At 33.6% G+C, this 11,136-nt stretch carries 12 protein-coding genes; 4 read left to right on the forward strand and 8 right to left on the reverse strand.

From position 1 onward, the window contains the following. Nucleotides 1–232 precede the first annotated feature (232 nt). From AB1K80_RS16915 to AB1K80_RS16940, 6 genes are all read right to left on the reverse strand, one after another. Entirely contained in the window at nucleotides 233–793 is a 561-nt protein-coding gene (locus tag AB1K80_RS16915) for a DUF4825 domain-containing protein (RefSeq protein WP_412858087.1), read from the reverse strand. Between the two features lie 23 nt (nucleotides 794–816). Then, nucleotides 817–1,863, reverse strand: coding sequence for a YncE family protein (locus tag AB1K80_RS16920; protein ID WP_412858088.1), 1,047 nt, complete (start codon nucleotides 1,861–1,863; stop codon nucleotides 817–819). Next, nucleotides 1,860–3,053: an ABC transporter permease gene (locus AB1K80_RS16925; RefSeq protein ID WP_412858089.1), complete on the reverse strand. Its 1,194-nt coding sequence runs from the start codon at nucleotides 3,051–3,053 to the stop codon at nucleotides 1,860–1,862. The genes AB1K80_RS16920 and AB1K80_RS16925 overlap by 4 nt, the downstream gene beginning before the upstream one ends. A 1-nt stretch (nucleotide 3,054) precedes the next feature. Further along, nucleotides 3,055–3,741, reverse strand: coding sequence for an ABC transporter ATP-binding protein (locus tag AB1K80_RS16930; protein WP_412858090.1), 687 nt, complete (start codon nucleotides 3,739–3,741; stop codon nucleotides 3,055–3,057). Continuing rightward, a complete protein-coding gene (locus AB1K80_RS16935) occupies nucleotides 3,734–5,476 on the reverse strand; it encodes a hypothetical protein (protein ID WP_412858091.1) in 1,743 nt (580 codons plus the stop codon). The genes AB1K80_RS16930 and AB1K80_RS16935 overlap by 8 nt, the downstream gene beginning before the upstream one ends. Before the next feature lie 89 nt (nucleotides 5,477–5,565). Next, a complete protein-coding gene (locus tag AB1K80_RS16940) occupies nucleotides 5,566–6,045 on the reverse strand; it encodes a hypothetical protein (protein ID WP_412858092.1) in 480 nt (159 codons plus the stop codon). Between the two features lie 317 nt (nucleotides 6,046–6,362). Here AB1K80_RS16940 and AB1K80_RS16945 point away from each other — a divergent pair, with 317 nt between their 5' ends. The 3 genes from AB1K80_RS16945 (at nucleotide 6,363) to AB1K80_RS16955 (ending at nucleotide 8,741) form a co-directional block, all read left to right on the forward strand. After that, the gene (locus tag AB1K80_RS16945; protein ID WP_412858094.1) at nucleotides 6,363–6,806 is read left to right on the forward strand and encodes a DUF2521 family protein; all 444 of its coding nucleotides are present in this window, start codon (nucleotides 6,363–6,365) and stop codon (nucleotides 6,804–6,806) included. 58 nt (nucleotides 6,807–6,864) lie between these two features. Then, on the forward strand, nucleotides 6,865–7,578 hold the full coding sequence (gene cwlD, locus AB1K80_RS16950; protein WP_412858095.1) for an N-acetylmuramoyl-L-alanine amidase CwlD: 714 nt from the start codon (nucleotides 6,865–6,867) through the stop codon (nucleotides 7,576–7,578). A 104-nt stretch (nucleotides 7,579–7,682) separates the two neighbouring features. Then, a complete protein-coding gene (locus tag AB1K80_RS16955; protein WP_412858096.1) occupies nucleotides 7,683–8,741 on the forward strand; it encodes a P-loop NTPase in 1,059 nt (352 codons plus the stop codon). Nucleotides 8,742–8,777: 36 nt separating this feature from the next. On the opposite strand, the gene gerD is transcribed toward AB1K80_RS16955, so the two are convergent. Then, nucleotides 8,778–9,359 (reverse strand): spore germination lipoprotein GerD, encoded by a 582-nt coding sequence (gerD, locus tag AB1K80_RS16960; protein WP_412858097.1) that lies wholly within the window; start codon nucleotides 9,357–9,359, stop codon nucleotides 8,778–8,780. Between the two features lie 90 nt (nucleotides 9,360–9,449). Between gerD and AB1K80_RS16965 the strand changes: the two genes are divergently transcribed. Beyond that, nucleotides 9,450–10,052, forward strand: a complete 603-nt coding sequence (locus AB1K80_RS16965; protein ID WP_412858099.1) for a KinB-signaling pathway activation protein — start codon at nucleotides 9,450–9,452, stop codon at nucleotides 10,050–10,052. Here AB1K80_RS16965 and pdaB read toward each other — a convergent pair. Continuing rightward, nucleotides 10,045–10,809: a polysaccharide deacetylase family sporulation protein PdaB gene (pdaB, locus tag AB1K80_RS16970; protein ID WP_412858100.1), complete on the reverse strand. Its 765-nt coding sequence runs from the start codon at nucleotides 10,807–10,809 to the stop codon at nucleotides 10,045–10,047. The two genes, AB1K80_RS16965 and pdaB, sit on opposite strands and share 8 nt — an antisense overlap. Between the last annotated feature and the right edge of the window lie 327 nt (nucleotides 10,810–11,136).

Below are 11,136 nucleotides of genomic sequence, written 5' to 3' on the forward strand. Positions count from 1 at the left end.
CCTCCATGTTTTATTTCGGATCACAACGATCCGTTTTCAAACTTGAAGGTGTTTTTTATTTGTCTCATCTTATGGGGGCAGTCCCCTATAATGCTGGTGTTTTTTTATTTTTCATAATCTTATAAAATAACGAAACAGTTTTAAAAGGGATTTTTAAAGTTATTCGGATTACAAAACTTCGATATTCTAAATATAAGGTGAATAGTTATCTATAAAAGACAGCTTATATTGCTCATTTTTTGGAACTCATATCTTGATAGAATTTATTACGCTTTTTGTCTGATTTAACTAAATTGTCTACTAAATCATTTTCCCAGAGATTTTTGTTCTTTTGGTATTCTATGAATGAGTGAGGTAATTTTTTTTCAAGTTGCTTGCGCTTAAAAGAAATTCTATTTTCTTTCGGAGCCTCCACTTCAAATTGCACCTCATCTAAATTATCAATTAAGATAAAGGCAGCTAAAGCATTGTATAGAAAGTTCTTTTTAATAGTATCCTTCTTTAACCAATAGTCTGCAAATTGATCTTTGCTTATTGAGGAGTTTTCTTTTAAACCATAAGCAACTCTCAGTTTGTTTCCGTTAATTATTTCAATTTCTTTATACATATCTCCGCCTGGAAGTATAGAGATTATAGAACTAACAGCAGAATTGTCCCCAAGCTTTGTTTCTTTATGCTCTAAAAGCTGCTGTATAGTATCAGTACTTTCTTGGCTTTCGTTAGCATCTTTATTACTACACCCTGTAATTAAAATAATTGACAATGTTAAAATAGATATCAAAAATCTTTTCATTTATAATTCTCCTTTAATTAAAATCAATGTATTATTAAATCCAAATCAGCTGAGATGGTCTCATCTACAATGCTCTTGATAGCTCCATTTTGTATTTTATAAATTCCTTTATCAGAGAAAATATATTTTTTGTTTATAAAACCATTAATGTTACCGATGTCTAATTTTAACACTTCAGCACTTTCTTTACTAAAGCTATTGGTATTGTAAATTTCCAGGTAAGAAGTATTGGAATTTCCGGAAATAACATAGACTTTATTATTATCAATTTGAATGAATTTAGGCGGATAATTAGTATCTAATTTTTTTTCAACCTTCTTGTTTTTAAGATTATATGACATAACTAACCTAGTTGGTATTTTTCCTTTTTGGGATTTAATATTCATATCTGTTAATTGTTCCTGCAGGAGTAACCATAATTCACCTTCTTTTAAAAAGGCATTTAAATCATAAGGTTTATCAAAAACTTGAGTCTTTTTTAGCTCTTCTGTATTCGTGTTTAGTGTAAATAAAGCGGTATTGTTATCTACTGTTAATATATATATGTTGTTTGAAAGTTCATCAACAAGCATTCTCTCAGGCAAACCGTTTAGACTCCAAGATTTAATAGGTTTTTCAATGTTTGATACATCATATTTCTTCAATGTAACTTTATTGTTCTGGTTAGGGAGATAAACAAGAACATAAAGATAATTATTTAAAACAATAGCTTCATGTATTGGTTCTTTTATTAAACCAATTTTTTTAATTTCATTCTCGTCTTGAATAAATACTTGGTAGCCATATGGTTCTAATTGTTGAGTGACTATAACCGATTTTTTCTGATTTTTATGATAAGCTGTTGAAGAATACAAATCTTTCTCTTTTGGTATTTTAAATTTCTTTATAATTTTTTCATTCTCAAAATTAAACACGTTAATTGTAGGAGAACCTTTGAATTCAGATAAATAACTCAATGAATCCCCACTATTATTTTGAAGCTTTGGGTCCTGAGGAATAAATTTATAGCCAACATAAATAACAGAGATTATTGTAAATAAGATTACAGAAATCTTTATAATTTTTTTCATGAATCATTACCTCTTATAATTTCTGTAATATTAATTGAAGAAGCCTTAAGGATAGGCCTAAAACTCGAAATGAAACTCACTAAAACAATTAAAATAAGACTAATGAATATCTGTATACCTGTCATGTTAACTGAGAAATCAAAATTAACCCCCATAAATTTCCCTAAATAAGAGTCTAATAACTCTATGATAATAAAACTGGAGATAACAGATATCACAAAAGATATTAAGGAAATAATCAAAACTTCTATAGAGAACAGATTTATAAGGTGAGATTTCTCATAACCGAAAGTTCTCATAATTCCAATTTCTTTATAACGATTTCTCAATGATTGTCCAATAACTGAAGCGATACTTATACCAGAAAAGATTAATAGTACAATTAAGACAATTCCTCCAATAGCAATGATAACCTTAGCTACTAATGGAATCGATTGCGAGGCCTTTAGAGAATAGCCTGTATCATACCCTAATTTTTCAATATCATCAGCAACTTGGGGTAAGTTTTCTACATTATTTACAATAACACTTCCAAATTCATATGTTAAATTCTTTCTATAATCTTTTAAGGAGAGACCCAAAAAGTCAGCATTTAATTTCTCTACAAAATCAATACTCCCAAGTGATATATCTTCAGGATAATTATCTAAATAGAATTGGTCAAACTTAGACTGTATTAAAGCTTTTTTTGTCTTCCTTATGCCTTCTCCATCTTTAACTTTAACTGTATAACTAATTTTCACTTTCTCATTAGGGCTTAATTCATCTGTCAAAGAAGAATTAATTACTAATTGATTGTCTCTAATCCCTTTAACTTTATTAGAGGTAAAGTATTCTAATCCCTTATCATTAACACCAACGAGATTAGTTGTTGTCTTTCCATTTTTATATTCCACTCCTACAAAGGCCTCTATTTTTGGAAAAGCTGTTACAACATTATCTATTTCTTTTAGTTCTTTAAAAGAACTAGAAGTTAATTCATTCTCAGAGTTAGAAGATATTTCTATTATTTTGAGACTTTGATTATCAATAACAGTAGTATTCACACTTGAAGTAATACTTGAAAATAATGATAAAATTATATTTAAAATTATAATACTAAGTGAAATGATCGTAATAGGAGCCACGCTTTTAAAACCATTTCTTAGAAAGTTGTTCCAACTAAGTTTTATATAATCATTTAATTTCATCTTAAACTGTATCCTCCTGAAGTATTCCGGATTGCATAGTGTAAAAATGATCACTATATTCCTTGAAAATTGGGTTATGAGTGACTATAATAATTCCGACTCCAGATGAAGATAATTTTTTGAAAAGTTCTATAATCTTAATTTCATTAGCTTCATCAACATTACCGGTAGGTTCGTCAGCCAGAATTAGTTTAGGATTGTTTATTAGAGCTCTTGCAATGGCAACTCTCTGTTTCTCACCCCCAGATAATGATCTAGGAAAGTGAGTTGTTCTGTGAGAAAGCCCTACTAAATTTAATAGTTCTAATGCCCTCTCATTTCTTTCTTTTTTGCTAATTTTTTTTTGAATCAATAAGGGAAGGGTTACGTTTTGTAAAACGTCTAGATTAGGTAATAAGTTAAATTCTTGATAAATATAACCTATAAATTCTGATCTTAATTTAGCTCTATTACTCTCATTCAGTCCATGCGTAGATTGTTGATTTAACCAAATATAACCTTCAGATGGGTTATCAAGCAATCCCATTAAATTTAATAGTGTACTTTTACCTGAACCAGAAGGACCCATAATTACACTGAAGTCACCTTCGTTAACCGCAATGTTAACTCCTTTAAGAATTGAAAGATGTTTGTCTTTCAATTCGAAATTTTTATTAACATTTTCTAGCTTTAATATCGTATTATTCATGCTTTACCCCCATTACCATTTTATTTGCATTTGTAATTAAATATGTAGAATAAATATCAGGAAAATTCTGCTTTTTGTTCAAACTATATCCTTTTTTCTTAAATAGTGATGTTATTTGTTGAGCTACCTCATTCTTATCATATTCAATTTCTAATTTTTCCATTACAGATACTTTATAGTAAATTAAATAAGCGGCAATATCAATACTAACATTTATAGGAATATCACGGATGTCAGATTTAACACTTTCCAATTCACTAGAGTACAATTCAGTCCTAGCTAAAGTATCTAAAAAGACAAGTGAAGTTATTTTTTTCTCTTCGTCGTAATAACTTTCAGGATACTTAGTTATTTTAGTGATCATCTCATTGGTGTTATCCGGCAATAACTCTCTCTCGAAATCACTTTCTAATTTAAGAAGAGAACGAGTATAAAAACTCCAATTCATTATTGTGTGTACATCTATGGGTTCTTTCACTTTTTTAGTTAAATATTGCTTCAACTTTATATTTAATTGGTTATTATGCTGGTGATCAGTTAAATCTAAAAGGGATATATAACTATATATTTCTAATGCGTCCAACTTAACTAAATCGTCAAAAGTCACTTTTGATAAATGACTTCTAATGATTTTGTCTATTTTCGCTGCTTTATTTTTAGGAAATTCGGAAAGATCTTTACCGATTAAAATAGGGCTAAATGAATTATTAAAGGGCGCTATTGCTGGAAACATGCCATTTTCGTATTCAAATGTTGAAAATTTGTCTATGAAAGCTTCTTTTTCTTTTGGATCGATTTCTACATTTAAATTTTTCAAAATATTTAATTTAAAATACTCGCTTTGTATATCCGAAGCTTCAAAAGAAAATGATCTAATTTTTTTAGATATAGAATTTAATAGCTCCTTATCCTTTTTAATTAAGTTCTTTGAGTTGAGGTTTACAAAACTATTTATTTCTAATAAATCATCAAAATCCAAGTTTTTTTTGTTTATTCTCTTTTTAAGTTCGGTACTATTCAAATTATACTTACTATCGAGTTGTAATTTCTCATTTATGTCGAGAATTAATTCTAAAGTTACAAAATCTTCTGGTTTAATTTTATCAACCCACAAACTTATTTTGTGTTTATTTACTGATTGCATTAAATTGAGATCTGATAGTAAAACTAACATCATATGAGTTTGTTGCAGTTTCACGTCCATATAATCGGGGTTATCCTTAAATTCCTTAAATTCTTCTGATAAAAAAAACCCATCTTTATAAAAAGATGTATTAAGAAGGTACTGGGTGTGTTTTTTTATTAATGGGGTTGCATCACCCTTACAGTTTTTTATCGATTGATATGCTCTATAGACTCTTTCTATACCTGTAAATATCATATTGTCGGTTATATCTTTTGCGAAAGACTCTTCTTCTAATTTTTCAAACTGAGTGTTACAAAACTTTTCGTCAGTCGGTTGATTTAAGAGTAAAGCAGATTGATGAAAATAATAGGAGGTGTATTCATCTTCTGTATCATTCACTGCGTTTATGAGTGTAAATAGTGTATCATCTTTCCAGCTATTTTCTACTTTTTTTATGTTTTGATGTTGTTGCTGTTCTAACTTACTGGAGAATTCATTAGACAAAATGGCTGTGGGCTGTTTTTTGGAATTGTAAAAAAATAAAAAATAACTTGAGATCAACAATACAAATAATAATGCTACTAATATTTTTTTCTTGGGATTTTTCATATATTATCCATCTCCGATAATGTTTTTTAAAGTCTAAAAAGTGAATACAATTTGTATTCACTTTTTATTTGGTTGCAAATTTTCACTTTTTAGTAAAGACGGAATATAGAAGCTGTAGTTGAACGTTTAACGCCTTTAGCTAAGAAACTAGCTGTATTATTTAAACTTCCTGTTAATGGTGCCCCGGAGATTTTATAAGAACCTGCAAGGTCTGAAATCCATGCATTTTTATTTGTCCACGTTCCAGAAAGCGAGTTGCCACTAGCTGTACCAGAGCTAACTCCCTTTAAGGAAACGCCAATACCATTTGCTTCAATCGTATATGAAGTTTTAACCCAACTAGCTTTTTTAGGATTATTGCCTAAAAATTTCGCACTAACTTTAAAACTTTGTTTTTGTAAAAAGTTTGTGTTACTCATCCAAGCATTAGATTGAATTGAGTTCCCTTTTAATTGAGGGATTTTTTCTGTAGAAGTGTTAGATTTAGCATGTGCTGAACCTTCTAAATTTAAAGACATAATTCCTACCATAAGAAATGCAACTAATGTAATAAAGAATTTATTTTTCATGTTTCTCCTCCAATATTTTCTTTTTGCAACCAAATACAAATTATATTCTTTTAGAAAAAATGTCAATTGCTTTAAAGTAAATTTAAGGTTATTTTTACAATATATTCGATTATATTGTTTTGTATTTTATGAAAAATATGAGAAATGTACAATGTGATCTTTTAGTTGTATGAATAGATTTAATCATAATAAATAATACAAATAAATATCAGTTTTGTAGTTAATTGTTGTTAATCGGGTGGAATGAATTTTCCATTTACTGAACTGCATGTTTTGTTCAAAGCAACGAACAATACAGAGAAAAAGGGGTTCGGTCAATGGCAGAAGTGCATTCATTTTATCAATTGAAAACAAAACGAGAAGTCACGCTTGAAAAGAAGCTTTTGCGTACATTGTCTCTTCATAAAGTGACGATCGCTTCGGAGAAATTTACGAAGAAGCTCTTTCCGTTTGCGGATGATCCAGCTGGCATTATGAGTGATGGCTGTATCGATTTTGCAATTGAGGCTTTTTTAGCTGGGGGAAGATACGGTGAGTCGAGGAAGTATGGTGAATCGTTTCATGATTTAAAGAAGCGATCATTCCAAGAGGAAGACGAGCTGATTGAAGAGCTGACAGGTTGCTTACAGTCGTGGGGCAATATGTTCCGCATGAAGGAAAAGACTTCAACTCTATATCCATTTGCTAAAGACTTTCTTAGCATGTGGTGGCAGGAAGGCTACCGCGAGTCAGAAAAAAGACACAAGCTTCGGTTGCACTAAGCATATTTCAATCCCTTGTCCCATATCTTTAAAATAATGGTGTATGGGAGGGACAGGGATGAAAAGAAAACTGAAGTGGACAGGGTTTTTGATAGGGTTTATTGTCCTCTTATTTTTATTTAGATTTCAGTTTTTAAATGATGATTCTTGGAAATCATGGAACTTGCCTCTAAGTGGGAAGATTATTTATTTAGATCCGGGTCATGGTGGTCCAGATGGCGGAGCGGTAGGGGGCGAACTTCTGGAAAAAGAGATTGCTTTGGATGTGTCGATGAAGATACGTGACTATTTGCAGGAACAGGGAGCGCTTGTTCTCATGACCCGAGAGGATGATTCTGATCTATCATCAAAGAATACAAAGGGCTATGCTCGGAAGAAAGCGGAAGATCTGAGAAATCGGGTGAAAGCAATCAATGAGTCAGAAGCGGATCTCTATTTAAGTATTCATTTAAATGCCATCCCTTCGAATAAGTGGAGCGGCGCGCAAACATTTTTTTATGGAAAGTATGAAGAAAATGAAAAGGCCGCGAAGTTCATTCAAGATGAATTGCGTAACAATCTAGAAAACACAGATCGTAAGGCAAAGCGGATCAACGGCATTTACTTGATGCAAAATGTCACGAAACCAGGTGTACTTGTGGAAGTTGGTTTTCTCTCTAATCCGAAAGAGGCAGGTCAATTAGCCACACCTAAGTATCAGGATCAAATTGCTGCTTCCATCTATAAAGGAATCCTAAGGTATTTAACAGAGCAAAGAGAGCCGCCTGAATAAGGGGCTTTTTCCTTTTTCATCGGAGATAAACAGGACAGACATTGTAAGGATATGTATGATATACTTGGATTGTAAACGAATTCAATAAAGGGTGAGGTTCTGCTATGATCGGACAAGAAGATGTGAGAAAACTAATTGGAAAGATGGACGAACCTTTCCTTCATATACCGCTTGGTGAGCTAGATGCCATTAAGGAAATCAGCCTAAAGCCAGAAAAAGAACATGTGAGCTTAAAGGTGGCCATCGCCAAAACTGGAACTGCTGAGCAGATGAAGCTGCAGCAAGATATTGTACAAGCCTTGAAATCAGCAGGGGCTAAAACAGTAGGACTTCGTTTTGAAGAACTGCCTCAAGAGACGCTTAAAAAATTCATGCCATCTCAACAAGAGGAGGAAAACCTACTCAACTCTAAAAATCCGCCTGTTTTCTTAGCGATTGCGAGTGGAAAAGGTGGCGTTGGGAAATCGACTGTCTCTGTTAACCTTGCTGTGGCACTAGCTCGTTTAGGGAAAAAAGTCGGGTTAATCGATGCTGATATTTATGGATTTAGTGTACCGGATATGATGGGAATCACCGTCAGACCGACAGTAAAAGGGGAAAAAATTATACCTGTGGAACGCTTTGGAGTCAAAGTGATTTCAATGGGCTTTTTTGTAGAAGAAAATGCACCTGTCATTTGGAGAGGGCCGATGCTTGGTAAAATGCTCAATAACTTTTTCCATGAAGTGGAGTGGGGAGAGTTAGATTATCTTCTATTAGACCTTCCGCCTGGAACAGGTGACGTTGCTCTTGATATTCATACGATGCTTCCAAGCTGTAAGGAGATCATTGTCACAACACCGCACCCAACTGCTGCCTTTGTAGCTGCAAGAGCAGGGGCGATGGCACTGCAAACAGATCATGAAGTGCTTGGGGTCGTTGAGAATATGAGCTACTATGAAAGTAAGAAAACAGGTGAAAAGGAATATGTCTTTGGAAAAGGCGGCGGTGACAAACTAGCTGAAGAGCTTCGTGTGTCTGTCCTTGGCCAAATTCCTTTAAGGCAACCTGATTGGAATAAAGAAGACTTTGCTCCTTCTGTCTATGATGCAAGTCATCCGACAGGAGAGGTCTATCAACATATCGCCAAAAAGGTCATCGAACAATTGGCTGTAAAAGCATAATGAAAGCCCGAGTGGATCTTGTCCCACTCGGGTGATTTAGCTGCCGCCTTGTTCCTGTGAACTGGAACCACTGCTGCTTTCAGTCGCTGCCTTTTTTAGTTCATCTTCAAATTTCTTTTTATAAAGAGGGCTACTTAATGTTTCCGTAATGACTTTTTCTAAATGTTTTCGGAACTCTTTGCTTTTGACAAGCTCACCATATTTCTTTTCCATTTCAGGGTCCTTTAGAATATCCATCATCAGCTGTTGATAATCGGGATCCTTCATTAACTGCTTTAACATTTTCTCATGCTGTTGTTGCATGGATTTTGCGAAAGTCTCGGCAAATTTAGAATCCTCAAAGACCTTCTTCCAGAACTCTTTGCCTTTATCAGAAGTCAGTGTTTTCTCTATTGTTTTTTTGACAGTTTGTTCATCCATTACCAAAGCTTCATTCATTGCTTCGTCATTTAATAATTGTTGAATGGCCTTTTTACCGTCATCTGTCTTCAAAATATCGACGACCATTTTTTTCGTTTCGTCGTAATCCATATTAGATGAGGATTGGGCTTTGGGAGCACAAGCTGTTAGAGATAAAAGGAGGAAACAGCTAATGATTCGCAAGATGCCTTTTGACATACTATGGCTCCTTTCGTTACATGTCTTACTTTTAATATGAATGTTTCGCATGAATTTATACATAACAAAAATAGGGGTTGGATGAATTCAATGAAAAGTCGGGATTTAGTTCGTTTTTTCTTTTCTGTGTTAGCTGTGGGAGCGGTCATTACAAGCGTGGTGGGCTTTGCGCTGGAGTGGGGGAAATACCAGAAGCTTTTTGTATCGTTTGAAGTCCTGGAGATTGCGTCTGTACTATTTTGGTTTATTGGAGTAGGAATGATTTTTAGTGTGATCAGTCAGATGGGGTTTGTTGTCTTTTTGACAGTGCATCGGTTTGCGTTAGAGATTTTCAGATCACATTCTTTATGGAATACCATTCAGCTATTTCTTGTGATTTTTGTGCTGTTCGATTTAGCGTATTTGAGATTTTTGTTTTTCGGTGAGAATGAATCCTTTTTTCCATACTTATGGTTACCTGTCTTTATCGGTTTGTTCGCATTGATTGTCGCTTACTTCAAACAACAGCAGTCCTCAAAGAAAACATTTATTTCAGCAATGTTTCTCATGGTCGTTATCACATCGTTAGAGTGGTTTCCGGCGTTAAGAGTGAATGAGGAGGACTGGCTGTATTTAATGCTTTTCCCGTTATTAGGGTGTAATGCCTTTCAATTGTTAGCGATGCCTCGATTTTCAAAGGCGAAAGCTACTTAACTTCAGTTGATTTTGTTTTTGTATTAGAAATTAGCTCACCAACTGTGATGTTTTTTAAATTTTTCTCTTTTAAATGTTTCAAGATGGTTGGTAAGGCTTGAGCGGTTTGGGTGGCTGAATCTGAGGCGTGAAGTAGAACGATGTCACCATTTTTCGTGCGATCGGTTACATTGTGAATGATCTGATTGATGCCAGGGTTCAGCCAATCCTGTGAATTGATGCTATAATGCACAACGGTATAGCCATACTGTGTTGCAACTTTCAAGACAGTCTCATTAAATTGTCCGGTTGGCGCTCTTAATAGTTGAACATCATCTAACCCAAGCTTTTGAAAAGTATTTTGTGCTCTGACAAGATCACGTTTTATTTCGCTTACTTCGAGCTGGCTATAATTTTTATAAGCATAGCCCAAGCTGCCAATTTGATGTCCGTCTTCTCTAATACGTTTCACGATATCAGGATGACGCTCAGCCCAAGAAGCAGAAAGAAAGAAAGTGGCGTTTTTAATATCATGCTCTCTCAGAACATTTAATATAGGAATGGCTTTCTCATCCCCCCAGCCAATATTAAATGTAAGAGATACGTGTTTGGAGGAAGCTTCTCCTTTATAAATGGCTCGCGGTCCATTCTCAGTTTTAAATACAGATAGTGGGGGTGCCTTTTGTACATAAAAAAAGGTTGCAGCTGCAAGAGCCGCGATAAGGATAATGACAATTTGCTTCAGCCTCTTAATAGGTATTAAATAAAATCGACTCAATTCAAACACTCCTGCCTTGTCCGAGTTTGTTAATTGATTGTATGCTGGACAAGGGATAGACATGCACAATAAAACTATTTTGAAAAAAGTTTTAAAAGGCTGTTGACCGATAGAATGTTTTCGTGATATATTATTAATCGTCGCTGACATACAGTGACAAACACAAATGCTTCGGGAAATAAACTTCAAAAAAGTTGTTGACATCATCTGAAGCAAAATGTTATATTATTAAAGCCGCTAAGAACGGCACACATGATCTTTGAAAACTAAACAAGACAAAACGTACCTGTTAATTCGAGTTTTTATAAAAAATCCTATGATGATTCA

The sequence above is a fragment of the Bacillus sp. 179-C3.3 HS genome (genome assembly GCF_047229225.1).
Lineage (GTDB): Bacteria > Bacillota > Bacilli > Bacillales > Bacillaceae > Bacillus.

Excerpts from the sequence above, each read along its gene's own strand:
- AB1K80_RS16925 (WP_412858089.1), bottom strand. The coding sequence starts at position 3,053 with ATGAAATTAAATGATTATATAAAACTTAGTTGGAACAACTTTCTAAGA.
- AB1K80_RS16915 (WP_412858087.1), bottom strand. The coding sequence starts at position 793 with ATGAAAAGATTTTTGATATCTATTTTAACATTGTCAATTATTTTAATT.
- AB1K80_RS16930 (WP_412858090.1), bottom strand. The coding sequence starts at position 3,741 with ATGAATAATACGATATTAAAGCTAGAAAATGTTAATAAAAATTTCGAA.
- AB1K80_RS16940 (WP_412858092.1), bottom strand. The coding sequence starts at position 6,045 with ATGAAAAATAAATTCTTTATTACATTAGTTGCATTTCTTATGGTAGGA.
- AB1K80_RS16955 (WP_412858096.1), top strand. The coding sequence starts at position 7,683 with ATGATCGGACAAGAAGATGTGAGAAAACTAATTGGAAAGATGGACGAA.
- AB1K80_RS16920 (WP_412858088.1), bottom strand. The coding sequence starts at position 1,863 with ATGAAAAAAATTATAAAGATTTCTGTAATCTTATTTACAATAATCTCT.
- gerD (WP_412858097.1), bottom strand. The coding sequence starts at position 9,359 with ATGTCAAAAGGCATCTTGCGAATCATTAGCTGTTTCCTCCTTTTATCT.
- AB1K80_RS16945 (WP_412858094.1), top strand. The coding sequence starts at position 6,363 with ATGGCAGAAGTGCATTCATTTTATCAATTGAAAACAAAACGAGAAGTC.
- cwlD (WP_412858095.1), top strand. The coding sequence starts at position 6,865 with ATGAAAAGAAAACTGAAGTGGACAGGGTTTTTGATAGGGTTTATTGTC.
- AB1K80_RS16935 (WP_412858091.1), bottom strand. The coding sequence starts at position 5,476 with ATGAAAAATCCCAAGAAAAAAATATTAGTAGCATTATTATTTGTATTG.
- AB1K80_RS16965 (WP_412858099.1), top strand. The coding sequence starts at position 9,450 with ATGAAAAGTCGGGATTTAGTTCGTTTTTTCTTTTCTGTGTTAGCTGTG.